Annotated in this window: 20 protein-coding genes; 14 read left to right on the forward strand and 6 right to left on the reverse strand. The window is 41.7% G+C overall.

The window, feature by feature from the left end:
• Positions 1-82 precede the first annotated feature (82 nt).
• The 3 genes from BQ8014_RS18460 to BQ8014_RS18470 all read right to left on the reverse strand — a co-directional run bounded on the left by BQ8014_RS18460 (position 83) and on the right by BQ8014_RS18470 (position 4,543).
• A complete protein-coding gene (locus BQ8014_RS18460; RefSeq protein WP_080905639.1) occupies positions 83-3,199 on the reverse strand; it encodes an FAD-dependent oxidoreductase in 3,117 nt (1,038 codons plus the stop codon).
• A gap of 128 nt (positions 3,200-3,327) precedes the next feature.
• The gene (locus BQ8014_RS18465; RefSeq protein WP_080905640.1) at positions 3,328-3,858 is read right to left on the reverse strand and encodes a sigma factor; all 531 of its coding nucleotides are present in this window, start codon (positions 3,856-3,858) and stop codon (positions 3,328-3,330) included.
• Between the two features lie 118 nt (positions 3,859-3,976).
• Complete coding sequence (locus BQ8014_RS18470) at positions 3,977-4,543, reverse strand: RNA polymerase sigma factor (RefSeq protein ID WP_234998092.1); 567 nt, start codon at positions 4,541-4,543, stop codon at positions 3,977-3,979.
• Between the two features lie 233 nt (positions 4,544-4,776).
• Between BQ8014_RS18470 and BQ8014_RS18475 the strand changes: the two genes are divergently transcribed.
• From BQ8014_RS18475 to BQ8014_RS18540, 14 genes are all read left to right on the forward strand, one after another.
• Positions 4,777-5,778 (forward strand): FecR family protein, encoded by a 1,002-nt coding sequence (locus BQ8014_RS18475; RefSeq protein ID WP_139785152.1) that lies wholly within the window; start codon positions 4,777-4,779, stop codon positions 5,776-5,778.
• A gap of 120 nt (positions 5,779-5,898) precedes the next feature.
• Positions 5,899-9,255, forward strand: coding sequence for a SusC/RagA family TonB-linked outer membrane protein (locus BQ8014_RS18480; protein WP_080905642.1), 3,357 nt, complete (start codon positions 5,899-5,901; stop codon positions 9,253-9,255).
• 18 nt (positions 9,256-9,273) lie between these two features.
• The gene (locus tag BQ8014_RS18485) at positions 9,274-11,058 is read left to right on the forward strand and encodes a RagB/SusD family nutrient uptake outer membrane protein (protein WP_080905643.1); all 1,785 of its coding nucleotides are present in this window, start codon (positions 9,274-9,276) and stop codon (positions 11,056-11,058) included.
• A 24-nt stretch (positions 11,059-11,082) separates the two neighbouring features.
• Positions 11,083-11,862 (forward strand): endonuclease/exonuclease/phosphatase family protein, encoded by a 780-nt coding sequence (locus BQ8014_RS18490; protein ID WP_234998093.1) that lies wholly within the window; start codon positions 11,083-11,085, stop codon positions 11,860-11,862.
• Between the two features lie 2 nt (positions 11,863-11,864).
• The gene (locus tag BQ8014_RS18495) at positions 11,865-12,644 is read left to right on the forward strand and encodes a hypothetical protein (protein ID WP_080905644.1); all 780 of its coding nucleotides are present in this window, start codon (positions 11,865-11,867) and stop codon (positions 12,642-12,644) included.
• Positions 12,645-12,702: 58 nt separating this feature from the next.
• On the forward strand, positions 12,703-14,223 hold the full coding sequence (locus tag BQ8014_RS18500) for a hypothetical protein (protein ID WP_080905645.1): 1,521 nt from the start codon (positions 12,703-12,705) through the stop codon (positions 14,221-14,223).
• A gap of 228 nt (positions 14,224-14,451) precedes the next feature.
• Positions 14,452-16,002, forward strand: coding sequence for a T9SS response regulator signal transducer PorX (locus tag BQ8014_RS18505; protein WP_080905646.1), 1,551 nt, complete (start codon positions 14,452-14,454; stop codon positions 16,000-16,002).
• A gap of 1 nt (position 16,003) precedes the next feature.
• Entirely contained in the window at positions 16,004-16,426 is a 423-nt protein-coding gene (gene tsaE, locus BQ8014_RS18510) for a tRNA (adenosine(37)-N6)-threonylcarbamoyltransferase complex ATPase subunit type 1 TsaE (protein ID WP_080905647.1), read from the forward strand.
• Positions 16,427-16,444: 18 nt separating this feature from the next.
• On the forward strand, positions 16,445-16,663 hold the full coding sequence (locus BQ8014_RS18515; RefSeq protein WP_080905648.1) for an immunity 17 family protein: 219 nt from the start codon (positions 16,445-16,447) through the stop codon (positions 16,661-16,663).
• A gap of 71 nt (positions 16,664-16,734) precedes the next feature.
• A complete protein-coding gene (locus tag BQ8014_RS18520; protein ID WP_080905649.1) occupies positions 16,735-17,286 on the forward strand; it encodes an RNA polymerase sigma-70 factor in 552 nt (183 codons plus the stop codon).
• Positions 17,287-17,879: 593 nt separating this feature from the next.
• On the forward strand, positions 17,880-18,503 hold the full coding sequence (locus BQ8014_RS18525) for a hypothetical protein (RefSeq protein WP_080905650.1): 624 nt from the start codon (positions 17,880-17,882) through the stop codon (positions 18,501-18,503).
• Positions 18,504-18,527: 24 nt separating this feature from the next.
• Positions 18,528-18,818 (forward strand): winged helix-turn-helix domain-containing protein, encoded by a 291-nt coding sequence (locus tag BQ8014_RS18530; protein ID WP_080906064.1) that lies wholly within the window; start codon positions 18,528-18,530, stop codon positions 18,816-18,818.
• A gap of 129 nt (positions 18,819-18,947) precedes the next feature.
• On the forward strand, positions 18,948-19,652 hold the full coding sequence (locus tag BQ8014_RS18535) for a tetratricopeptide repeat protein (protein WP_080905651.1): 705 nt from the start codon (positions 18,948-18,950) through the stop codon (positions 19,650-19,652).
• A gap of 12 nt (positions 19,653-19,664) precedes the next feature.
• A complete protein-coding gene (locus BQ8014_RS18540) occupies positions 19,665-21,821 on the forward strand; it encodes a TonB-dependent receptor (protein WP_080905652.1) in 2,157 nt (718 codons plus the stop codon).
• A gap of 39 nt (positions 21,822-21,860) precedes the next feature.
• Here BQ8014_RS18540 and BQ8014_RS18545 read toward each other — a convergent pair whose 3' ends face one another.
• The 3 genes from BQ8014_RS18545 to BQ8014_RS18555 are packed head-to-tail and all read right to left on the reverse strand — an operon-like array spanning position 21,861 to position 25,838.
• Positions 21,861-23,447 (reverse strand): S41 family peptidase, encoded by a 1,587-nt coding sequence (locus BQ8014_RS18545; RefSeq protein ID WP_080905653.1) that lies wholly within the window; start codon positions 23,445-23,447, stop codon positions 21,861-21,863.
• A 21-nt stretch (positions 23,448-23,468) separates the two neighbouring features.
• Complete coding sequence (gene coaD / locus BQ8014_RS18550) at positions 23,469-23,948, reverse strand: pantetheine-phosphate adenylyltransferase (RefSeq protein WP_080905654.1); 480 nt, start codon at positions 23,946-23,948, stop codon at positions 23,469-23,471.
• Positions 23,949-23,969: 21 nt separating this feature from the next.
• Positions 23,970-25,838: a DNA topoisomerase IV subunit B gene (locus BQ8014_RS18555; RefSeq protein ID WP_080905655.1), complete on the reverse strand. Its 1,869-nt coding sequence runs from the start codon at positions 25,836-25,838 to the stop codon at positions 23,970-23,972.

The following is a 25,838-nucleotide window of genomic DNA, read 5'->3' on the forward strand; positions in this document are numbered from 1 at the left end:
CCTGTTATTTATGGAGTAGAAATATTCTTTTTCTACTCCATAATATTTTAGGCTATGGAATTTGTAGACAGGAAAAAAGAGCTCATAAGTCGATTTCTTTTAGAACAGGAACAGCCTTTTTTACGGGGAAAGACGTTCTTTGAATATAGTTATTCCATTGGTTTTTATCAAAAGAAAAGTTTTTTCCGGATATAGCGGTCAACTCTCTCGAAGCAAAATCCCTTAAATTCGCGTGTACATCATCCAAATAATTTTTCAGTATGATATATCCTTTTTTAGAACCGCAGCGCGCCAAAGAAGAAGCAAGCATAATTTCCAACAGAGAACCGTATATACGCCATCGGGTCTGTTCATATTCCGTTGAAATCTGGCTTCTAATATTTTCATCATCTATTAATCGTTCCAACTCTTTTATAAATAAAGCGTCTGGATTGCGTTCGATATAGAAACATAAATTTAAAATACGGTTATAATAAGGTATAAGGAATAAATCGATTCGATTTTGATTGTATGCATCTTTAGCCGGAACTTTTCTCCCTCCGCTTATAGCTTGGCTTAGTATCGAATGGATAAGATCGTTGTTTTCCTTATCCTTTGTCATCCCCAGGAGCGCAACGTCCTGATTGATTTTCCAATAAAGGCTATTCAAATCCCCCCGGCTATATTCTTCATAATAATCGGCAGAATGTCCGATCTGTAACTCCTCCTTAAATAACGATTCCAGCTCTTTCCTCAACAACGAACTTCCAATAGGATCGCTGAACCAGGACAAGGCTTTTGCAATTAATAAAGAAGGTTGTTGCCGATATTTTTCACGTAAGGCAGGCAAAGCTTTTTCTTTTGCCATTCTGCAACATATAGCCAAATAGGCGGCATCTCCCCGGGCCAATTGATCTACAATGTAATTGATCTCCTCTTGTTTTTTGTTCTCTTCTGAAATGAAACCTTCCTGCTCCCATTTCTTATGGAAGGCCGATACGGAAAAGTCACGGGGCTTAACCTTCGCCCGAATAATTTCCGCCCCAATTTGCCCGGTAGCATAACCCAGCAAAGCCACATCAGCAGACATTCTTGTAAATTGCATCGCATTATGCGTCTGGCTGATACCTCTCCCCGAGAGAAGCAGCCCGTCTATCGTTTTAGGGACAATGCTGCGATAGGGGATGCTTACTGTCGTTTCATTTGAATGAGGCAGCATAAACCCACAACGCGTATACTCGGATTCCCCATAATAATGCGGGTCGAAATCGCTGAACGAATTAGCAATTGTATCTTCAAAATAAACACCCGACAAGACATCCGTCAATTTCAGAGTGTACAAACCTTCCGGCCTTCTTGATTCCCGCACCGTCAACATGGGATAAAAATCATAATAGACAGACTCGTAATGAGACAGGAACAATCCTCGCTGCAATTCATTGATTGCGGTGGTATCCAAAATATCATAATCTTTATTGATGGCAAAAGAAGGGAAACCCTCTTTCCGGTATGGAAGATCCCACTGGCTATAATTTTGAGTGATCCCGATGCGGGAATTTCCCAAATGATAGGATTCTCCGGCGAAATAGGCGATATCGGCATCACCGGTAGCATCGATTGTCAAACCGGCTTCGACCCATTTCAATTGCCCGTTCTCGCAAATGGCCACTTTCTCCAAACGGTCTCCCGATGTTGTTGCTCCGCAAAAGATGGCTCCGCCGATCATCTCGTATTCGGAACGGTTCAAAGCGATCAAATGCGATAGGCTTCTCGCCACGGGCCCTCCCAGGTGATACTCGGAGGCGATCGTCTTCACCTCTTTCTCAAAAGCCAAGATATAAGGATGTTTACTTAATCCCAAATAATAGCCGAGCACTCCTCCCATGGTTTTAGTACCACCCAAATCGTAGAAATAATCGACAATCGTCGGTTTATTTTTTTGCTCGATCGCTCCCAAAGCGGCCGTCACCCCAGCCGTTCCTCCTCCGGCAACCAATAAAGAACAGGGGTGTTCCTCCGCTTCCAGCTCGGAAATGGAAAAGCGGGAAAGAGGAAGCTTTATTCCTTTTTCATTGACAAAGCTCTTTTCTATTCCTTTTATTGCATCTACTTTTTTCCCGGAAAAGTAAAATCGATAATGCTCTCGTCTTTCCCCCTTATTAGGAGAAATGCCTTTCACGTGATTCGCTGAATCTTTCCACTTATCCAAAAGAGATGCACAAGTATGAGTTTCCACCGTTAGATTATCTATGTAAGTATATCCTGCAATCGGAACCTGGGGAATCTTTGTGTTCTCTAAATAGAAAGAACATTCCAAGGCGTGGAAACGGAATTTTGCCCCGCTGAGACGTGAATCGATTTGAGCGAAATTCTTACTTATGGCAGCGGCTGTCAACCTCGCTTTTTGCTCAATTGCACTTAAGTCGGAAGTTTCCGCAGGGATTTCAAATTCAAGGAAGCATTGGTCGGTATACTTTTTCCCCTGATGCACGTTTATACGATCCCCTATAAGGCCTAATGAAGAATTGACAGTTAGCGTTTTCTCTTTCAATAAAGCATTTTCCAACTCCATCACGAAGCCGGCTTTTTGAATTCTGTATTTTTCCCCCACCAGATTACGAGTAAAGAAATTATGATCCGTCGCATCAATAAAAGCGTTGCAAGGAACGACAAAAGTGCCCTGCTTACAAGCAATCGATACACCAGTTATATTATTTTTGCGATCCGTAAGCACTCCGAAAACATCCGTCATCAGCAGGACATCCACCTTATTTACCAGCAGCGTACGTAACAGCCCCTTTTTCAGGCTGCCAGCGAATAAAAGCAATTCATCCCCATAGCAACTATCTTTAAAGCCTGTAAGCTCATGATTAAAGACCTCCTTTTTCTCGGCATCCGGAGCAAACAATTCCCCCCAATCTTCCGGCCAGTTTTCCGATCCGTTAGCCTTAATCCAAAGCTTTCGTTTCGCCGTGATATCGAAGCCGACAAAAGTTCTTCTATCCAAAAGCAAGACCCTTAATCCTTGTTTTACAGCTTCCAGAGCGGCAAAGCATCCGGTCAATCCGCCCCCGTTTATAACCAAATCATAGCCGGACCCATCAACCTCTTTATAAATATCGGCAAATTCACTCAACGCCTCGCCATACGCCCTGTTTTGCCCGATGGCTATTCCCCCGAGAAGAGCAAGATTAACAGAGATGAAATTTCTTCTTCTCATAGTATTAATTTAAAGAATCAGATGTTACATTGATAATAAAAGTTTCCAATATTAACTATTTATTTCAAAAGGGACAAAAAATGCTTAGTTTTTATTGCTTCGCAGATTTAATAACCCAATACAATAATTTAATCCAAAGATGCATAAAATATTTTAGAAGGTATTTGAAACGTGAGTTTTTCTCTTGGCCTTCTATTTATCTTATTCTGCACCAGCCTAATAAAATCATCATCATATAATTCAAAATCAGATCCTTTATGGTTTTGTACCGTATGAACGGAAACATTGAGTTGACGGGTAATTTCCTCGTCTTCGGAAGAAAAAAGGTTCTCGTCAAATTGCTGGAGTGCTTGCATTTTAAGATTCAATTCCCTCACTTGAAGTTCATCCAAAGATTCTTTCAATCTGTCCAACCGGGATTTATGACGATAAAAATCGATGCACCTGTTTTTCGTCAAGGTAAAAAGAAAAGCCACGGGATTAGAAATTGCCTCCAACGTTTCATGGCGCTCCCACAAATAAAGAAAAATATCTTGTACGATATTTTGAGCATCTTCAGGAGATATAACATATTCCTGGGCAAAACGTACCATTTTAGGGAAATACACGGAGTATATCCTTGAAAATTCCCAATGACCGTTTTCGTCAATATTTTTCATGCTGTCCCCTTAACAGTGTTATATTATGTGATTCTTCCACTCCAAAGATAATATTTTTCAACATTACCCCTCCAAATCACCACTGAAGATGGCCTTTAAAAGAAGTTTTCTGCTGTTTCTATGGTTTATTATTAAGTAGGTCAAGCAATATGAGTAAGACCGGATAATGGAACTTCACATTCACGAACATGTAGTCACGAATCTTTTTTAGTGCTATTCCGACTTGGTTCTCAACCGTTTTCACCGATATTTGTTTTTGCTCCGCAATTTGTTTGTAAGTGAGATTATCGCTTTTGGATAAGAGGAAGATATCCCGGCATTGGGGTGGAAGAGCTGCGATAGCATCTAATAATGTCTGAATTAATTCTTCTATCTGAAACCTCTCCTCTTCTTCCTGATTTTCTATCAATTGACTTTCAAACCATTCTTCCAATATCTTATACCGGTTTATTTCATCACGATGATAATTCAATATCTTATTTCGAGCCGATCTAAACAAATATCCCTTAAAATGAGAAACCTTGATGACCTCTTTATTTTCCCATAAACGTAAGAATACTTCCTGAACGATATCTTCTATCGTTTGCTGATCTTTTGTATAAAAATTCAGATACTTACACAGCGGATCAAAGTAAGCGTTATAGATTTCTTTAAAGTTCTCGATATTGATACTGTTTGTATCCATAATTATATAAAATTAACGGATCTGAATATTTACTCCAAAAGTAAAGAGTTTTATTTTATTATGTTGTTGACTTATTATTAAATATTCGCTTCATAATGGTTAAGAAAAATAGAGGATAATCTTATTTTTGATACTTCCTTTTTCTTTTTTGTTAAGAATAAAATCTGCTGGAATTTTCTTTGGGGGTATTCCGCTCCTTACGTGTCTTCCTTCCGTATTGTAATAATATCGAAATGATTGATCAATATACACTAATAGCAAAAGAACTCGCAGGTATAACAACTGCAGAAGAAACCGCCTTGTTAAAAAAATGGCGTAGCGAATCAGAAGCAAACGAAGAAACCTATCAAGGCCTAAAAGAGAGCTGGCATCTGATTCATGCTTCTTCCAACTGGGTGATACCCAATAAAGAAAAAACCTGGAATGACATAGTAAATCAAATAAGCAGGACTATTTCAAAACCGGTTAAAATGTATACGAAATCGATGCTTCTGAAAACAACAAGTATCGCAGCCTTAATAGCCATTATCATAACAATGGGTATCGCGTATATTTACCAATCAAAAAGAGTCTCACCGGCAGAGATTGTCCAAATAAATGCTCCCCGGGGACAAAAGTCGGAAATAATACTCCCCGACGGGTCGAAAGTATGGCTTAATTCGGGATCTACGCTAACTTATCATACAGACTATAATAAAGATAACCGGACAGTAGAACTTCAAGGGGAAGCTTTTTTTGAAGTCTCGCCTAACCGGTTACTAACTTTTGACGTATTGCTTGAGAACAAATTGAAAGTACAGGTCCATGGGACGAAGTTTAATGTAAATGCATATCATGATGACCCGAATGCGTCCGTCTCCCTACTCGAAGGCTCTGTCTCCGTAATGATCGATAGATCATACGACCAAAGGGATGCTGTGTCGCTAGAACCCAACCAAAAAATAGTAGTCAACAAAACATCCTATCAATACCAGCTTGAAACTTGTGATGCCGAGATAGAAAGTTTGTGGCGATTAGGACGCTTAAAAATAGAACAAGCCACTCTGACACAAGTGATAAAGAAAATGGAACGCTGGTATGGTGTAGATATACAAATGGAGGGAAAAGATACCGGAAAACTTTATTGGCTGACTATTAAAACAGAATCGTTAAACGAAATGCTCGAGCTTATAAATAGAATAACCCCGATTAAATACACTGTTGAAGGAGAGGAGGTGATGATACGATACAAATGAAAGAAATAATTTCTTTTTTACGAATTAACTATTTCAATCAAACATATACATGGACATCAGATATTTAATCTCTTTATCAATCAAGAGGTTATTGTATTATTTAATATAAAAAAGATTATTATGAATCAATTTAAATTTTATTCTTTCCTGCTTTTGCTAATGTTCTTACTGTTATATACTCCCCTATATGCAATGTCACAGGAGGTATTGCCCATAACCTCTAAAAATATATCGTTAAAAGAATTCATCAAAGAGATAGAAGCAAAAACAGATTATACTTTCATATTCGATAATTCGGTGAATATGGCTTCGATTGTATCCGGAAACCTAAAAAAAGGAGACGTCTCTGAAATACTTAATGAAGCATTGAAAGAGAGCGAGATACATTATCAAATATCCGGTTATCAAATCATTCTGAAAAATAAAAAAGAAACTGATAAAATAGCCGGAGTCAATCAGAAAAAAATAATAACCGGTATTGTTGTAGACGAACAAGGAGAGCCTCTTATTGCAGCTACTGTAAAAGAGAGGGGGGGACAAAATGCAACCATAACCGATACGGAAGGAAAATTCAGTATAGATGTAACTTCAGGCAGTATTTTGGAATTCATATATATAGGTTATAATCCACAACAGGTGGCTATCGGAAATCAAGCTTCCTTGACAATAAAGCTGCTCCCGTCATCAAAAAACCTGGATGAAGTAGTAGTCGTAGGTTATGGAGTACAAAAGAAAATAAATTTGACGGGAGCTATAGGTATTGTTACTTCCGAAGAGCTCGTAAAACGTCCGATAACCAATGTCTCTACCGGCCTTCAGGGGCTTGTCCCGGGTATGACTGTTACAGCAAGCGCCAATGGAGGTCTACCCGGACAATCGAGTGCTTCCATTCAGATCCGTGGTGTCGGTTCCAGGGGTAATAATAATCCTTTGATATTAATCGATGGCGCCGAAGGTGACATGAATATCATTAATCCGAATGATATCGAGAGTATTTCCGTTTTAAAAGACGCAGCCTCCTCAGCCATTTATGGAAATAGGGCGGCTAATGGCGTCATCTTGATTACAACTAAAAATGTAACCGGGAAGGACCGTCCGCCCCGGATTAATATAGATACATATATAGGCACTCAAGAGCCTATTAAAATGCCTAAAATGGTGGATAGTCCTACCTTTATGGCATGGGAAAATGAAGCTCAGGCTAATGTGGGAGGCAATCAGAATTATTCGCAAGCTGATATTCAAAAGACAATCGATGGGTCGGACCCCAATTATTATGCAAATACAAACTGGATAGACGCAACTTTTAAATCATCCGCCCCACAATATAACTTGAATCTGAGTGTAGATGGAAAAGCCCAAAATATGGGTTATTTAATTTCCTACGGCTATTTAGATCAAAACGGATTGACTGTCGGAGAATCCACGAATTCAAAAAGGCACAATATCCGATTGAAACTACACACAAAAGTCGCGGACCGGTTCGAGATCTCGGCTAATATGGGCTATATAAACCGAAATTATACGGCCCCCAATGCATCCTTTGAAGGCACGGGCGGAGTACTATATAATGCAATGAGAACCCGCCCTTTAGTTCCTGTTCGTTTTACAGATGGTCGATGGGGATATGGTGGAGGTCAAAGCAATCAGGTGGCTTACCTGACAGATGGAGGTGCCCAAAACTTCTCTTCACAAGAGTTTACCGGAAATTTCTCCCTGAAGGCCGATTTACTTAAAGGGTGGACTGCTTCCATGAATTATATCACACGCCAATCGAATAGTTTTAGGGAATTGTTAAGCAAAACGATACGTTTTTACTACCCGGAAACAGAAAATTTGTGGTATACTACTAATACTCCGAACTCATTGGAAAACAGAGATTACCGAACACTAAGTCAAAATCTTTTTGCACAAACCGATTATGAAATCAAAATTGGGAATCATTCTTTTCACGCAATGGGCGGTTATCAACAGGAATGGCAAAGATCGAACCAGTTTAATGCTTCCCGGAAAAACCTGGTAACGGAAAAAGATCCGGTTTTAGATTTCGGCTCGGCGGACACTCAGGCTAATTCGGCTTCAGCCGATCATTGGGCGATGCGATCCGGTTTCGGCAGAATCAATTATATATTTAAAGACCGCTACTTGTTTGAAGCAAATTTGCGTTACGATCTCACGTCCCGTTTTATAAAAAAGAACAGAGCGGAATGGTTTCCTTCCTTTTCCGCAGGATGGCGTATTTCCGAAGAAAATTTTATGAGCCGGACAAAAGATTACTTAGATCAGTTGAAACTTCGCGTATCGTGGGGAACACTTGGAAACCAATTTTCTACAGGATCGGATAATTATCCTTATCTATCCCGTATAGCGTATACGAGTGTCCCTACGATAGGAACTTTACCTAATGACGGATATGCCGAAATGTATATCGGAAACCCCAACCTGCTATGGGAAATGGTCTATACGACGAATATAGGATTGGATGCCAATCTCTTGAACAATAGACTCTCCTTTACGGGTGATTACTATGTCCGGGAAACCCGGCGGATGATCTATCAAAGGGAATTACCGGGAGTCATAGGTTCTCCTTCCACGATGGACGAGAACGGAGGTAAGATGCAAAACAAAGGTTGGGAAATTCAATTAGGATGGCAAGACAGGATAGATAATGATTTTGAATACGGGGCCACTTTCTCATTAGCAGATGTAAGGAATAAAATTACCGAATGGGACGGTGTATTATTTGGCAGTAATACGATAACAACCGCCGGTTATAGTAATCTGGCTCTCTATGGGTTAGTTGCAGATGGCATTGCTGTGCCAACCGATTTCGAAAAATATAACCCGGTTACAGGAAAGTATGAAAATCCGAAATTCCCGATTATGTCCGGCGACGCCGGTCTTGTCCAACCCGGAGATATCAAATATAAAGACTTGGATAATAGCGGAACGATTGATTTGGATAATGACCGGAAAGTGCTTGGAAGTTCCATTCCCCGTTATACCTTTTCCTTCAAAGGAAACATGGCTTATAAAGGAATCGATTTCAGTTTCTTAATTCAGGGCGTAGGTAAAGTAGACGGATACATTTATGGTCCCGCTCGTCATGCATTCACAGACCAGTCCACCTACCCTCAATGGTTCCATGCGGATAGATACCAGGCTTCGAATCCGAATCCGAATGCAAGCTATCCTCGTTTTACCTATAATCAGAGCTACAATCAGCGATTCTCTACTTTCTGGATGGAAGATGCTTCCTATCTGCGGATGAAAAACATTCAAATAGGCTATACCCTGCCTTCCCGCCTGACCCGGATAATAAGGATAGATAAGTGCCGCTTTTATGCTTCTGCCGATAATTTGTTTACAATCTCAGATTATTTTTCTTCGGCAGATCCTGAAATTCCAATACAGGCCGGAGGAAACTATCCACAAATCAGAACTTATGTCTTTGGAGTAAATATTACTCTTCATTAATATATAAAACCATTGAATATGAAAAAGAATAGAATATTATACAGTTTGATATTTGCTCTGTCTGCCTTTCTCTTCTCTTGTAATGATAGCTTTCTGGAGAGAGCTCCGTTAGATGAATTATCAGATGAGAATTTCTGGGAAACTGAACAGCAGATAAAAAATGCGGCGAATGCCTGCTATTGGGCTTTAATTGGAAAAGATTTGCCTATCAATATATCTGAAGGATTGAGTGATAATGCGCCCTGGTATACGATGAGTGGTTGGAGACAAATAGGCAGTGGTTTATATGGGTCTGATTTTAGTTTATTAGATACCCGATATAAAGATGCTTATAAACAATTAAGACGGTGTAACTACTTTCTGAAAAATTATAAGAGAGCAACAACAGTCAATGACAAAGTCTTGGAACAATATGCGGCCGAAGTACGTTTCTTAAGGGCATTTACCTACTACTATCTAACCTGTTTCTGGGGTGATGTACCTTTTACGACGGAACCGATCGATGCCGGTGATGAAGCATCCATGGCTCCACGTACGTCACGCGAAATAATTGTTGATTTCATATTGAAAGAATTAAATGAAGCCGCTGAAGACCTACCACCCTATATAGAACCTGCAACCGCAAATTTCGGACGTATATCGGGGGCTGCAGCCAAAGCGATGGAGGCTCGTACGGCATTGCAAAACGAACGCTGGGAAGTAGCCAGAGATGCTTGCAAAGCACTCATGCCCGGCGGTAAATATGCATATCACCAACTTTATTCGACAGGCCGCCCCAAACAAGATTATTTTGATTTATTTACCTTCGAGGGGAGAGCTTCCCGCAAAGCAAATAATAAAGAGGCGATTCTATCGTATGTCTTTAATTTCGAAATAGCTTCGCCGACAAGACATAATCTGAGCCGCGAATTACAGGTTCCGGATCAAATCATTCGGTTCAATCCGACAAAATCAATGGTAGACAGTTATTTATGTACGGACGGATTACCTATCGAAAAATCTCCCCTTTACAAAGGAAACGGTAAGTATACGCCGGCCTATAGTGCATACGATAGTGTTTTTGTAAATCGTGACCCCCGATTAAAACAATCCATTGTATATCCGGGCTATGATAAATGGTATGGCAAAGTAGACGGAAGAGGCAGCAATAATCCTGCCGAAGATGCTTCCAAAACCGAGGTATTCCGGTCACCTAAATTTAACAATGACGGTAAAGGCGCCGTGACATATACAGGTTATTACTGTTTAAAGTATTGTGAACCGTCAAAAGTTCCGGTTTATAATCAAGACGATAACGATATCATTTTTATCCGCTATGGAGAGGTTCTGTTAACTTATGCCGAAGCGATGTATAATTTAAATGCATTGAATCAAAATGTAGTCGATGAATCCATTAATTTGTTGAGAGACAGGGTAGGCATGAAAAGAATGGTATTAAGCGAATTGCAGGCAAACGGACTGGATGTAAAGACGGAGTTACAACGCGAACGCCGCGTCGAATTATTCATGGAAGGACAACGATGGTTTGACCTTATACGGTGGAAGCAAGGTTATGAGTTGGGAGTAGACAAATCGGAACCGGCGGCACGCCAGGAAATGGGAATCTTAAAAGGGATTAGAAAAGATTATGCGTTCGACCCATCGGTATTCTCTTCCAGTACGAAATTTGATTCCGACGGCTTTTTGATTTTTGATGACTCCCGTGTCTTTATAAATCCAAAAAACTACTTATTTTCTTTACCCTATCGTCAGATGGAGTTAAACCCCAATTTAAGACCAAACAATCCCGGTTGGGAAGACTAATTTAAAATGAAAGAAAGAATAAAGATGAAAAAGAAAGGAATATATATAATCGTTTCCCTGCTATTCTTTTGTTTATGCGGAGAATTAAATTCCCAGACTCTAATCCGATTATTAAATATGAACACCCGGATGTCCGGACAAATGGTTGGTTATGACGCAACCCCTTTTGTAGAATATATAAAAAAGTATGATCCGGACTTTGTGACTTTGCAAGAAATCGATTACAGGACCTCAAGGAACGGATTCAAGGATTTTACGACGGAGCTGGCTGCCGGGTTAGGCTATTTCTCCGCATTTGGAAAGGCCATGCCATACGCTGAAGGTGAGTATGGCGTAGCGATTCTTTCCAAATATCCGATTGAGAAAATATCCAATACACAGTTAACAGGCAATGCTTCGGAAATGAAAGAAAAGCGAACGGCCTTGTTTGTGGATGTAATTATACCGGCAACAAAGAAAAAAGTGCGTGTTGTTGTGACCCATCTTGATCATTCAACCGAAGGAGTTAGAATGTCGATGATACAGCAACTCAATGCCGCCGTGGGCACAGGTATACCCACCTTGCTGGCTGGTGATTTCAACGCAAAACCAACAGAAACATCGATTCATACCGGTATGAGTTCCTGGCAAAGAATCTGTAACAATTTTGCTACCTTTCCAGCTCCCACTCCGTCGAGTAAAATCGATTACATTTTTGCGAAACCTTCGGGTAGTTGGATTGTCAAATCATACCAAGTATTAACGAATACGACGGAAATAACCGACCATTGCGCTTTATTGGCAGAAGTAGAATCAATTGATTAGAAATGAATAGAATAAGTGCTTATCTAATTGCTTTATTGTTTTGCCTTCCCGTTGTAAGTTGTTCCGGGAATCAAGGCGACGAACCGGATAATCCCGGACAGCCTGAAACGGTATGGGACAAAACAAGAACAGTCAGGATTCTGTTCATCTCAACCCTGGCTACAGGCAATCCATATAATAGGAGTAATTATAATACAGTGGCAAATATTGCCTCAAAAAGTGACGGGCATATCCTTATTTTGGATAAAACGAATGTAATCTATAATGGGGCAAGAGTAAATACAGGTGCGGAAATTGCAGTTATCGCCCATAGATATCCGATTTTCATTCCAATCTCCAAAACGGCTACAGAATATATTGGCAACAGCATGTTCTTTAAAAATACCGTTCCTCAGATGGAACAAATTGTAATCTCGGAAGATTGTCGCATGATGCAAACATCTGTCGAAATAGGGGAAAGCCTTACTGCAAACATAGCCACAGTATCTTTTGATGCAGACAGTCAAGTTAATGCTTTTGCCGATTGTATGCAGTCTGTTCAGACAACTGCCACACTGGTTACCGGAACGATAAAAAGGTCTTTGGTTCCTCTTTTAGAGTCAAAAATGACAACACTGGTTCCTGAATATAGATTAGAAATCATGGAGCATTCCGATAAAAACAGCGAATATTGTATTTACCTGTTAGGCACTACGAAATGGAAGCTCCGTGATTTTACGGAAGAGACCATTGATAATGGTAGCATTAAAAGTTTCTTGCTCCAAGCAGAAATCCTAAAATAGAGTTATCCCTATCTATCTGACTTTAGAAATGACTATTAAAAATTAAATTTCAAGAATTATGGTAAACATTAAAAATATAATTTACATCCTGTTGGCAATGATCCTCACAGGAATAACCGCGTGTAATGATGACAAGGAGGCGATAGATTATACAGACGATAGCGTCTATCCGCCTCCTGTCGTGACCATCACTTCACCCACTTCTTTAAGTGGCGCTGAATTCAAAAAAGAGCAAACCGTAACAGCTTCTTTCGAATCAACCAATGGGTTACGTGATGTTTATGCCACATTGCTGAAAAAGGCAGAAAATGACACTTATGAGGAAATTGACAAATCCTTGAGGGTATACCAATCGCTGGATGGTTTCCCAAATGAATTGGACGCCTCTTTTACAATTAATGTCTCCGATAAGTTAACGGCCGCCATTGGTGTCTTTGCAACGGATATTTATACCAAAACGATTATGCAACAGGTAACGATAGGGTATTTGGTCGGGATACCTCCCGTTATAACTCTTGAGCCGTCTGAAATCGCCCAGGTCGATCTGAACCAATCTCTAACCATTAAAGGAACCGCATCATCCGGCACCGGGTTAAGCTCCATTTCTTATACGTTGATACAAAAGTCTCCTTATTTGGAATTGTCTACATCGGGAAATATAGCGGTATCCCCATCGGAGAAAGAAAAAGAATTTAGTTTTAGCATAGTAATAAATGATGAGAGAGCCGATGCAATCAGTGTAGTTGCAACCGATAAAGACGGTTATAAAGAAACAGCCTATGTCGAGATTAAATCGATAACAGGCGTACCGGAAGGAAAAGCTGCGATCTTTGATAATATTGAACTGGCGCCGGAATGGGAAAGCCCTGACAATCCGACACAGCCTTATCTGTTTTCTTTTGACGGCGTGACGGTCGGCGGGCAATTAAAGAATATCCTTACCCTGCAAGATGCTGTCAATTCAAGCGGCGGAAGTATCGACTTTGCATTCGTAAATTTCTGGCGTAATAGCGGATTCGTTCCAATCGCAAATCGCGGGCCGGGATTTGCCAGCGCCGACCGAATTTCTTCAGGTACGGTAGGAAGGCAGGTAGATGTCCCATGGCTATCCGTAATAACTAACAATGCCGTATTTTTCAAGATTATACCTTCGGAGATTGTTTCAGCCATGAAATTGGAAGAGCTATTTGAAACAGCGACCGGCAATTGGGAAACTTATCAGGCTTTAGAACCATTATCATCATTTGTCACAGGCACGGCAACCGGTGACAAACAATGCCTCCAACGTACAGGTGCTTCGGCAGATCGGACGGATGATGTTAATCTTCAAATTGTAGATGGGACCTATATTGCTATAAGACGCGAATATGCTTCCATAAAGAAATACGGAATTATTAAGGTTGTTAAAGCAGTAGACGATACCCCTGCCCTGAATAATCAAAATAAAATAGTAGGAGTCAGTACCGATCCTGGAAAATCGGCTTATTATAAAGGGCCAAACCAAGCCGGATTTGACTATATAGGAGTAACCAAGCTCTATGGACAAAAGTGTAAATTAAAAATTATCGTTCAGAAATAGGAAAAACAATAAGTTATTTCACCCGGTTTTATAAAAAATACAGGCTGTTTATGCAAAGCAGCCTGTATTTTTTATATGAAACGAATGTTTTTATTGGGATAGAAAAGAGTAAACTCTGCTTCCTTATGTAAAAAAATAATGTCTTTTCAAAAAAGACAATTCTGTTATACGGATATATCTACATTTACGTTTATCTTTGATAGAAACTTGAAATTTAATTGATAATCCATGGCAACAAAAATAGATCGAATACTTTGGGCGGACGACGAGATCGAATTACTGAAACCGCATATTCTTTTCCTACAGGATAAAGGGTACGAGGTTATTCCGGTCAATAGCGGACAGGACGCCATTGACTGTTGCCGGGAGCAATCCTTCGACATTATCTTTCTGGACGAAAATATGCCGGGACTGACCGGCCTGGAGACGCTGTCTTCTATTAAGGAATTAAATCCCAATGTTCCGGTGGTAATGGTGACCAAAAGCGAAGAAGAGAGCATCATGAACCAAGCCATCGGTAACAAGATTGCGGACTATCTGATCAAGCCCGTCAACCCGAACCAGTTGCTGCTCTCCATCAAAAAGAATGTACATAAGAATGATATCATCTCTGAAACCACGACAGTCGGATACCAGCAGGAGTTCGGACGGATCGGCATGCAGATCGGCGATTCTCTGACCGCTGCGGACTGGACCGAGGTATATAAGAAAATCGTTTACTGGGAGCTGGAACTGGAGGCAGGCAATGCGCAAATGACAGACCTGCTGCGGATGCAGAAGCAGGAGGCCAACCATGCGTTCTGCAAGTTCATAAAGAAGAACTATATGGACTGGATGAAGTCTCCGGACGAACGTCCGCTGATGAGTCCCGACCTATTCAAAAAGAAGGTATTCCCCTTATTGGATAAAGAGGAAAAACTGTTCTTTATCCTTATCGACAATTTCCGGCTCGACCAGTGGCGGGTGGTCAAGGCACTCTTGACAGAGTATTTCACCTTCGACGAAGATTTGTATTACAGTATCTTACCGACGGCGACGCAATATGCACGGAATTCTATTTTCTCCGGGCTGATGCCGGTGCAAATCGAACAATTGTTCCCTGAACTTTGGGTAGACGAGGAAAGCGAGGAGGGGAAAAACCTGAACGAGGAGCCGCTTATCCAAACACAGATCGACCGTTTCCGCAAGAAATACAGCTTTTCCTATAATAAAGTCTACGATTCCCAGTACGGAGAGAAACTATTGGCCAACCTGTCGTCCTTGCAACATCACAACCTGAATGTATTGGTGCTCAACTTTGTCGATATGCTGTCCCACGCCCGGACAGAGAGCAAGATGATCCGCGAATTGGCACAGAGTGAGGCGGCTTACCGCAGTCTGACGCTTTCATGGTTCCAGCATTCCACAACGTTGGAATTGTTCAAACGTGCAGCCGAGATGGGCTATAAAGTCATCCTGACGACCGACCACGGAACGATCCGAGTGGACGATCCGATCAAAGTTGTGGGCGATAAAAACACTAACACCAACCTTCGTTACAAGGTCGGGAAAAACCTGAATTATAATCCGAAAGAAGTTTTTGAAATACGGGAGCCAAATAAAGCCGGCTTACCCTCGCCTAATTTAAGCAGTAAGTATATCTTTGCAATGAATGAGTCGTTTTTCGCTTATCCGAACAATTATAATTATTACGTATCGTATTATAAGAACACATTTCAACATGGAGGCATTTCGATGGAGGAAATGATGATTCCTTTTATTACGATGGAACCAAAATAAAATGAAGACAATAGAGATTCGCAGTCTGGAGGAAATACGTCCGGCTGCCAAAGAATTTATTCAGGTAATGGGCGACCATACCGTGTTTGCATTTCACGGAGCCATGGGCGCAGGTAAGACCACGTTCATCAAGGCGATTTGTGAGGAGTTGGGCGTTGAGGAAGTTATCAATAGCCCGACCTTTGCTATCATCAATGAATACCGTAGCGACACCACCGGCGAACTTATCTACCACTTCGATTTTTACCGCATCAATAAACTGAGTGAAGCTGAGGACATCGGCACGGAAGATTATTTCTACAGCGGAGCGCTTTGCTTCATCGAATGGCCGGAGAAGATCGAAGAGCTTTTGCCGGCGGATTCAATACAGGTAACGATTACCGAACAGCCGGACGGCAGCCGCCGTGTGGAACTCACCGATTAAAACAAAGAACCGCGGTCTATGGAAACACTCGATCTGATTGTTAGCCTTCTTTTTCTCTTTACCGGACTGTTTTCCCTTATCGCCTCGGTACTGGACTTGAACTGGTTCTTCCAAACCCGCCAGACGCAAACCTTTGTAGGTTGGTTCGGCCGGAAGGGCGCCCGTTTCTTTTATGGAATTTTGGGCATTGCGCTAACTCTGTGCGGGGTATTCATCCTTTTCGGTTATGGGAAATAAATAAAATGCGGTGAGATGCAAATAATACAAAAATAAAATAGATATTTGTTATCTAAATATGATTCTTATGTATGGATATAAATAACACAAATGACTTTGAACAGCTCTATTTGTTGTATTATCCTAAACTAGTCCGTTTTTCCAAAGAATATGTTTTATCGGAGGAAGAGGCGGAAAATATTGTTCAGGACGTATTTCTCTTTCTTTGTAAACAAAAGAGCCAATTATCATATATCCAGCATATTCCCTCCTATTTGCTTAAGTTAACAAAGAATAAATGTATCGACTTTTTGCGGCATAAAATTACAAGCGCAGAAACACAACAACGATTACATGAAATTCAAATACATGAATTTGAATACAGGCTACGTTCCATGGAACAATTTGATGATAATATATTGTATGAAAAAGAGCTCAATTCGCTCATCCAAGAGGCGATACAGTCACTTCCGGAACGATGCAGGGAAATTTTTATGTTAAGTCGTTTTCGAGGATTAAGCCATCAGGAAATTGCCGATAAATTTGAAATTTCTCCAAATACCGTAAACAGTCAGATTTCTCAAGCCTTAAAACGGCTGAAAGAACAGTTAAAAGACTATTTTTATCTGTTCTTTTTCTTATAATTCTTATTGGAATAACGCCTACAAAACATTGTTTATCAAATAAAGAATTGAACATAATAAAAAAGACTGGCCCGTACAAAAAGAAGGAGAATCTACCCAATTTCTTTGTCCGGCAACCTCATTACGTTCCTTCCTCATACCGATGTTCGAATTTCATACTTGTCAACCCAGTTTTCTCCGGCCAGTCGAAGATCTTTGACTCACTGGAGAAAGATCTTCGACCCGTGGTGAAAAGATCTTCGACTGGCCGGAGAAAATTAAATTGTCGTTACTGAAAATCCAATTTATCTATTGCCAGAGACAAAATTCAGAACAGCCTACAGATAAAATGGATATAGTGGAACGTGCTTTGTAATGCATAGATTGGTGACATTGGCGAAGATACTACGCCGAACAGAGAACAGATGGGTAAGAGTTTGGGCTATCTATTTTATAGGATAATAAATTTTTACCGGAGAAAAAATCCATTATTCAATAGAAGAAAAACATATTATATTTTATAAAACAATTTGGTTTATATTATAAACTTATTATCTTTGCAGAGTAATTGGATTGTTTAAATAAAAATTATTCACTGAAAAACAATTAAATAGATGGAAGATAGAAAATTAAATGAAAAAGAGAGTTTGGCCTTAATAACCCAAATGATAGAAAACACGAGAAACCGTTTTATCGAGAACAGTGGCGCCCCCTTCATTATATGGGGGTATACAACTATTTTCGTAAGCCTGTTCGTATGGTATTTTTGGAAGACGACAGGAAATGTACAATGGAACTTCGCCTGGTTTCTTATTCCCATAATCGGTGGTCTGATTTCATATTTCCACTCCAAACAAAGGAGAAAAACCGTGTTTGCCAAAACGTACATTGACCGGTTGACTAATTATATCTGGCTATTGCTGGGAGTCTCGGTTTTAATCTTATCCGTTATAGCCTTTATAATACCGATACCGATTTTGTTTTTCGTTCTCTTCTGTATGAATACGGGAACCGTACTTACCGGCATTACCATTCGTTTTAAGCCGGTTATTGTGTGCGGTATAGGAGGTATTCTCCTATCCTATGTTTTGCTGTTTGTTCCCGGATTCTCTCAAATATTGGTTTTTGCCGCCTCCTTTTTGTTGATGGTCATTGCCGGGCACTGGTTAAATTATATTTGCAGGAAGCATAACGAAGAGAATAAGAAATCCCCGGCAATCGATGGTTTTACAGAGTAAATGATCCAGCTTATTAGAAAAGAGATGTTTAAAGAATTAAATCCCCTGCTTCATTCGGAACTTCGGCTGGCTATTATGTCGTTGTTACTATCGGTGGAAGAAGCTGATTTTGTTTTCATTAGGGAGCAAACGAAAGCGACGGCCGGAAACCTAAGCGTCCAATTGAATAAATTGAATGAAGCGGGATATATCAACGTAACCAAATCTTTTAAAGGGAATATGCCCTGTACAACCTGTAAAATCACGGAGAAAGGGGTGAATGCTTTTGAAGAATACGTAGACGCTTTAAAAAGCTATATCAATAAAATGGATTAAAAGAGATTTTCATCTCCGGTTATAACCGAATTTGAATTCTTCGTATGCACATTTCTTATGTGTCAGGAGATGTTATGCCTCTGGTGATTTATAATATAAACTAATTTACGAACATTAAATTAAACGAAAATGAGAACAATTTTGATTCTGATTGCCTGCTGTATCAGCTTGCAATCAACAATTACCGGAAAGGCTCAAAACAGCCAACAACGAATTGGACAAGCCTTGGGAATCGCTTTTCGGGAACAAAATCCCTCTGCGATGGAACAGGTGGAGAAAGAACTGACAAGTGATTATTGGCGTTCCTATTGTGACTATTACAAGGCCATTTATCTGTTGAAGAGTGGAGAAAAGGAGAAAAGCCGCCAGAGCATTGAAAACGGAATCAAACGATTGGAGAAATTGAAAGAGAAAACCTCTGAAAGTTACGCCCTGGTTTCGGTTCTGCGTACCTTCTCTATGCAATTCGTAAAGAACGCCATGAAGCAAGGTATGATTTCGGAACAAGTAAAAGACGAAGCTCAAAAAGCAATCACTTTGGACGGGCAGAATGTCCGGGCTTATTATGCGCTGGCAAGCATTGATTACTATACGCCCCAAGAATATGGAGGCGGAACAAATGCCGAAAAACTATTATTGAAAGCCGTCACATTGGAAGAGCAATACGGTAATGCGGCGGACCTTCCTACCTGGGGTAAAGACTCTTCCTATCAAATGCTGATTTCTCTGTACCTGAAGAACAAAGACAAGGTAAATGCAAGAAAATATTGGGAGGAAGCCATCAAGCAATACCCTGAAGACAGGATGATTGAAAGCTTGAGAGAAAAATTCTAAAAAACAAATCCCATGAAATATTTATGGACTATCTGCTTCGCCTGCCTCCTGTTATTCCCGCTCCGGGGGCAGGCATTGAAAGGAAAAGTAACAGACAAGAAGGGGAATACGATTCCCGGAACAGGTATCTGGATTCCCGGACACGATCGAGGGACCCTGACGGATGAAAACGGAAGTTTCACACTTCTATTGAATGCCGTCGATCTACAAAAAGATACGGTCGTATTTTCTTGTCTGGGATTCGAGACATTAAAAACAGCTTTAAAGTATTATGACCTGGATAAAGAACAGGAAATCGTTCTCCAAGAATCCTCCATGAGTCTGGAAGAGGTGAGCGTTCTGGCTCGCCGTCCCATAAGTGAAGAGTTTTCCGTACAACGGCTCAGCCAACTGGATATTTATCAAAATCCGGCGGCCAACGCCGATCCGTTAAAAGCGATAACCTTGTTACCGGCCTCTACCAACACCGATGAATCAGCTAATCCGTCATTGAGAGGAAGCAATGCGGAACGAAGCCGGGTGATTGTGAATGGAATGCCGGTAAATAGTCCCGTACGTTTTTCCCAACTCAACAATATCGGTAATTTCAGTTTGTTCAATACGGCAATGATTAGCCACGAATATGTCTATGCAAGTAATCCCCCACTGGCTTATGGAAACTCGACCGCCGGCATAGTGGAAATTGAAACTTATTCCGACCCCTTGCCTAAAAGTGGGACACAAGCGTCTCTTTCGTTAGGAAGCGCCGGATTTATGAGGAATCAACGCCTGCATTCCGACAGCAATTATGTTCAGCTATACGGAAACTACGGTTTTGGTGACGGGCTAATCCGGCTGAACAAGAAAACCATTGACGACCGGTTGAACAGTTATCACACATTAGACGGCGGCGTCAATCTACATTTAAAGACCGGCAGCTATAGTTCTTTGAATCTTTATAGCTATGTTACCCGGGAAAAAAGTAACTATCGGATGTGGATGTACACTTGGGAAGAGAATGCCGTTAAAGAGAAAACACGTAATTTTAATATCATCTCGTTCCGTTATCAGAAAGAGCGGAACGGGATTTCATTCAGCCACGGAAATGACTTTAGCCGGGAACACTTACAGTTCGGGAATATGCTTTACCAACCCCGCTCCGTCCGGTTCTATACAACGGCAGGCTATAAGCGCGTAGAAGACCGGATAACCGCACAGGCCGGCATATCCCATGAGTATGCGAGTTTTGATATGAACGACAGTCGTATGCCGAGTTATTACTATGCCATGTCTCCCCGCTCGCCTTTCCACATGCAAGACTCCTTGATCAGTCAACATCGTGCGGAAGCCTATGTATACGGAAAAGGATACCTTACAAAGAGATTCATCTTAAGCGGTGGAGTGCGGATGGGTTTACCACTGTCCGGCCAATCTTTCCGTCTTTCCAGGCAGGTGGGCTTGCGATATAATTGGAATAAACAGCATTCGACTTTATTGGGAATAGGCAAGTATTACGGACAGGCGGAGCCTAATTATTATAATCTCTCTTACCTTCCGCAAACCGCCACCCATTATACGCTAGACTATCAGTTCAGCAGAGGGAAAACAAAGATTCAGGGAGCAGTTTACTACAAAGAAGAGACCGGAGATTATACCACCAATTACATCGACCGGAGTAACCGGCGGAAAATTCTCGGAGCGGAGCTATTCATGCAACAAGAGATGATCACTCATTTCAATGTATCGGGCTCCTATACCTATCTTCGTTCGAAAGAAAAGATAAACGGCTCCACATTTCCGGCATCCAACAGTCTACCCTATCTCGTCAAACTGTCGGTAAGCTATCAAAATCTGCGCGTTGGGACTTTTGCTCTTAGTTACATGGCACGTTCCGGGCTTCGTTTCACTCCAGTGACGGGAAGTGAATACGATCCGGCTACACAATTCTATGCTCCTATTTATGAACAGCCTATTAATTCGGCACAGATGAGACCTTACCATCGGATCGACTTTACGGCAAACAAACTCTTATTTATCGGGGAAAGCACCTTGATCACCTATTGCGCCATCAATAATATCCTTAATATCAAGAATAACAAGGAACGATTATACAATGGCGATTACAGTCGTTTTTCCTATGATTACTATGATTGCAGGATCATATACTTCGGGATGATGTTTAATTTTTAAATATAAACGTCACCCCGAAACAATTTCTCCCTCCAAACCCTATTCCAATATCTCTCGATAAGCTACCGGGTCATTGATCAGGCGGAGCGCTTCCTTGAAGCTGTCGTTATTGTCATTGACAATCTGGAAATACTCGCTCATGTCAAAAAGATCACGGGCGATCAACGCTTTGAGATATTGCTTAAATAGCGGTTTGGATTCCGTATATTCCTTTTCGTTATACTCCACCTTTTCAGCGTTTGCCAATGCAATCAGATCCTGCAAGATATCTTCCGTTATTTCAAAGTCCTTTTTGTATGTGTCGAAAGACGGATATTTCTTTTTCAGCGAAGTACGGTTTTTGTCGATATAGTTCATCGCTTCGCGATTGACGATCCCAAGCCCGGCAACCTTGCGGTAATACAGGGTAACTTTCGCCGTATCGATCGGGATAAAGACGTCCGGCATGATCCCCCCGCCGCCATACACCGTACGTTTTGAGACAAGGGTATTATATTTCAGTGAATCCGGAAAATGGATGCTATCGGCACTGATCAGCTCGCCCCGATTATAACGATCGATCAGGTCATGCTGGTAATCTTCCATCTTCCCATTCTCATACGGTTTCTGGATACAACGCCCGGTTGGAGTATAATAGCGGGCTACCGTAAGGCGGATCATCGAACCGTCGGGCAGCGGAATCGGTTTCTGCACCAATCCCTTTCCAAACGTACGCCGTCCGAGAATGACACCGCGATCCCAGTCCTGCACCGCTCCGGCAAGGATCTCACTGGCGGAAGCCGATGTTTCGTCTACTAAAACGACCAAGCGCCCCTCTTCAAAGCTTCCTCTTGCACTGGCTTTCGCATCCTCACGCGGCTGCTTGCTGCCTTGCGTGTATACCACCAGTTTATTATCTCCCAGAAACTCATCCGCCAGGTCTATCGCAATGTTCAGGTAACCTCCCCCATTCCCTTGGAGGTCGAGGATGAGATTCTTCATCCCTTTCTTCTTCAATTGCTCCAGCGCAGTACGGAACTCATCCGCCGTCGAAGCGGAAAAGCGGCTCAACCGGATATATCCGGTCGATTTATCCGCCATATAAGAGGCATCCAGGCTATAGACCGGAATTTTATCACGGATAATCTTGAACTCCAATAGATCGGGATAATGATTTCTCTTCACTTTAATCCGGACTTCGGTACCCTTCCGCCCCTTGAGCTTCTTCATTACGTCATTCGTCTTCATCTTCACACCGGCAATCAAGGTGTCGTCCACCATGATAATACGGTCGCCGGCCAATAGGCCTACTTTTTCCGAAGGTCCGCCGGCAATGACCTGAATGATATACACAGTGTCCGTAAGCATATTAAACTGGATGCCAATGCCGTCGAAATTCCCTTGCAAAGGTTCGGTCATCTCTTTTGTTTCCTCCGGATCCGAATAAACGGAATGAGGATCGAGCTTCTCAAGCATCCCGACGATAGCATCTTCTACCAGTTTGGAATCGTCTGTCGGATCCACATAGAACGTAGAAACAGCATAAAGTGCCATTGACAATTTACGGACATCCTGATTGATTTTCTGACTGTTGGCAGAAAAACATGCCATGGCGGCAAGCAATAATATATATACCGGTTGTTTCATGGAATTCTTCTTCTATTTTAATTAATATAATTTTGTTTCTTTCGGAACAAACATCGAAATGTCTTTCCCGTAGCTCAGCAATTCCCGGACAATGCTGGAACTAATATGAGTAAATTCCGGTTCAGTAAAAAGGATGAATGTATCGATGCCGGTCAGAACCCGGTTCACGTCAGCAATCGTCTTTTCGTATTCATAATCGTTCACCGTGCGTATACCGCGCATGATGAACCGCGCTCCCACCTCTGTCGCAAAATCGACCGTCAGGGAATTATAAGAGCGGACCGTCACCCGCGGTTCATTCCCGTATAAATTTTCAATGGCTTCCAAGCGTTTTTCCAGAGAAAAATAGGTGCTTTTCCGTTCATTAATGCCGATCGAAATAATGATCTCGTCAACTAATTCCAACCCTCGTCTCACCAAGGATTGGTGGCCGATCGTAAAAGGATCGAAAGTACCCGGAAAAAGGGCTCTTTTAACCACCCTGCCTTTATTTTCTTCCATCTTTTTTGTGCGTGATTTCCGTCAATTGTTCACCACGTCTTCTTCTATAACCAGATTATCAATAATAAAACCTTGCCGGTCCATTGTATTCTTACCCATATAGAACTCAAGCATTTCTTTGATCAAATCCTCCTTTTTCATCGTCACCGGATCCAACCGGATGTCTTTTCCAATAAAATGCACGAATTCATCGGGTGAAATTTCGCCCAGCCCTTTGAAACGGGTAATTTCGGGGTTCTTCCCGACAGCCTGAATTGCGGCCAAGCGTTCTTCTTCACTATAACAATAAAAAGTCTTCTGTTTGTTCCGGATACGGAAAAGCGGCGTTTGCAGGATATAAACATGATTCCGCTTGATCAAGTCAGGGAAAAATTGCAGAAAGAAAGTAATCAACAATAACCTGATATGCATCCCGTCCACATCCGCATCGGTTGCAATGATCACTTTATTATAGCGCAAGCCCTCCAATCCGTCCTCTATATTCAATGCAGCCTGAAGCAGGTTAAATTCCTCGTTCTCATAGACAATCTTCTTTGTCAGGCCGAAACTGTTCAACGGTTTCCCTCGTAAACTGAATACCGCTTGCAGATTCGGATCCCGGCTTTTCGTAATCGAACCGCTGGCTGAATCCCCTTCGGTAATGAAGATACTGGCTTCTTCCCTTTTCTCTCCCTTCGGATCATTCAGATGGATACGGCAGTCACGCAGTTTCTTGTTATGCAGGCTCGCCTTCTTCGCCCGGTCGCGCGCCAGTTTGGAGATGCCGGCAATAGCTTTCCGCTCTTTCTCGGATTCCAGGATCTTTTTAAGCAAGAGATCGGCCGTTTCCAAATGCTTATGCAGGTAATTATCCAGTTCCTTCTTTAGGAAATCCCCGATGAACTTGGCGATTGTCACACCGTTGGGAGCGATATCCTTCGAGCCGAGTTTTGTTTTCGTCTGGCTCTCGAAGACCGGTTCCTCCACCTTGATGCTGATGGCCGTTACAATACCGGCCCGGACATCCGCATATTCGAAGTTCTTGTTATAATACTCTTTGATTACCCGGCAAAGCGACTCGCGGAAAGCGGAAAGATGTGTTCCTCCCTGCGTCGTATACTGCCCGTTCACAAAGGAATAATACTCTTCCCCATATTGGTTGCTGTGCGTAATCACGATTTCAATATCCTCTCCCTTCAAATGGATGACAGGATAAAGCGGCTCGGTGGTCATATTCTCATTCAGCAGATCCGCCAGGCCATTCTGGGAATAAAACTTCTTCCCATTATACACAATCGTCAGTCCCGCATTGAGGAATACATAATTCTTCAACAGGCTCTCCACATATTCGTCCTTATAATGGTAGTTCTGGAAGATCTCCCGGTCAGGAATGAAGTAAACAGACGTCCCGTTCCGTTCGGTCGTCGCTTCGACCTCCGAATCCTTGCTCACAACCGCACGACAATATTCGATCTCTTTCTTCTCGCCGTCACGATAGCTGACGATGGAAAAGAAGCTGCTTAGTGCATTGACAGCCTTGATACCCACGCCGTTCAGCCCGACTGATTTTTTAAAGGCCTTACTGTCATATTTTGCTCCGGTATTCATCTTACTGGAGACATCCAGCACTTTTCCGAGCGGAATTCCACGTCCGTAGTCACGGACTTCCACTGTTCCTTCTTCGATCGTAATTTTGATTGTTTTTCCATAACCCATCATATATTCATCGATCGAATTATCCAGAACTTCTTTCAACAAAACATAAATTCCATCATCTGCGTAGCTTCCGTCTCCCAGCTTACCGATATACATGCCAGGGCGACGCCGAATATGCTCCATCCAGTCCAGCGTTTTGATATCATCTTCTTCGTAGGCTGTTTGTTGCTGCATGGCAGAATTTAATTCATTCAT

The sequence above is a fragment of the Parabacteroides sp. Marseille-P3160 genome, assembly GCF_900162725.1.
In the GTDB taxonomy this organism is placed as follows: domain Bacteria; phylum Bacteroidota; class Bacteroidia; order Bacteroidales; family Tannerellaceae; genus Marseille-P3160.

What these genes read in the sequence shown, in the direction of transcription:
- BQ8014_RS18460 (WP_080905639.1), bottom strand. Translation starts at nt 3,199, where the DNA reads ATGAGAAGAAGAAATTTCATCTCTGTTAATCTTGCTCTTCTCGGGGGA.
- BQ8014_RS18465 (WP_080905640.1), bottom strand. Translation starts at nt 3,858, where the DNA reads ATGAAAAATATTGACGAAAACGGTCATTGGGAATTTTCAAGGATATAC.
- BQ8014_RS18470 (WP_234998092.1), bottom strand. Translation starts at nt 4,543, where the DNA reads ATGGATACAAACAGTATCAATATCGAGAACTTTAAAGAAATCTATAAC.
- BQ8014_RS18475 (WP_139785152.1), top strand. Translation starts at nt 4,777, where the DNA reads ATGATTGATCAATATACACTAATAGCAAAAGAACTCGCAGGTATAACA.
- BQ8014_RS18480 (WP_080905642.1), top strand. Translation starts at nt 5,899, where the DNA reads ATGAATCAATTTAAATTTTATTCTTTCCTGCTTTTGCTAATGTTCTTA.
- BQ8014_RS18485 (WP_080905643.1), top strand. Translation starts at nt 9,274, where the DNA reads ATGAAAAAGAATAGAATATTATACAGTTTGATATTTGCTCTGTCTGCC.
- BQ8014_RS18490 (WP_234998093.1), top strand. Translation starts at nt 11,083, where the DNA reads ATGAAAAAGAAAGGAATATATATAATCGTTTCCCTGCTATTCTTTTGT.
- BQ8014_RS18495 (WP_080905644.1), top strand. Translation starts at nt 11,865, where the DNA reads ATGAATAGAATAAGTGCTTATCTAATTGCTTTATTGTTTTGCCTTCCC.
- BQ8014_RS18500 (WP_080905645.1), top strand. Translation starts at nt 12,703, where the DNA reads ATGGTAAACATTAAAAATATAATTTACATCCTGTTGGCAATGATCCTC.
- BQ8014_RS18505 (WP_080905646.1), top strand. Translation starts at nt 14,452, where the DNA reads ATGGCAACAAAAATAGATCGAATACTTTGGGCGGACGACGAGATCGAA.
- tsaE (WP_080905647.1), top strand. Translation starts at nt 16,004, where the DNA reads ATGAAGACAATAGAGATTCGCAGTCTGGAGGAAATACGTCCGGCTGCC.
- BQ8014_RS18515 (WP_080905648.1), top strand. Translation starts at nt 16,445, where the DNA reads ATGGAAACACTCGATCTGATTGTTAGCCTTCTTTTTCTCTTTACCGGA.
- BQ8014_RS18520 (WP_080905649.1), top strand. Translation starts at nt 16,735, where the DNA reads ATGGATATAAATAACACAAATGACTTTGAACAGCTCTATTTGTTGTAT.
- BQ8014_RS18525 (WP_080905650.1), top strand. Translation starts at nt 17,880, where the DNA reads ATGGAAGATAGAAAATTAAATGAAAAAGAGAGTTTGGCCTTAATAACC.
- BQ8014_RS18530 (WP_080906064.1), top strand. Translation starts at nt 18,528, where the DNA reads ATGTTTAAAGAATTAAATCCCCTGCTTCATTCGGAACTTCGGCTGGCT.
- BQ8014_RS18535 (WP_080905651.1), top strand. Translation starts at nt 18,948, where the DNA reads ATGAGAACAATTTTGATTCTGATTGCCTGCTGTATCAGCTTGCAATCA.
- BQ8014_RS18540 (WP_080905652.1), top strand. Translation starts at nt 19,665, where the DNA reads ATGAAATATTTATGGACTATCTGCTTCGCCTGCCTCCTGTTATTCCCG.
- BQ8014_RS18545 (WP_080905653.1), bottom strand. Translation starts at nt 23,447, where the DNA reads ATGAAACAACCGGTATATATATTATTGCTTGCCGCCATGGCATGTTTT.
- coaD (WP_080905654.1), bottom strand. Translation starts at nt 23,948, where the DNA reads ATGGAAGAAAATAAAGGCAGGGTGGTTAAAAGAGCCCTTTTTCCGGGT.
- BQ8014_RS18555 (WP_080905655.1), bottom strand. Translation starts at nt 25,838, where the DNA reads ATGAATGAATTAAATTCTGCCATGCAGCAACAAACAGCCTACGAAGAA.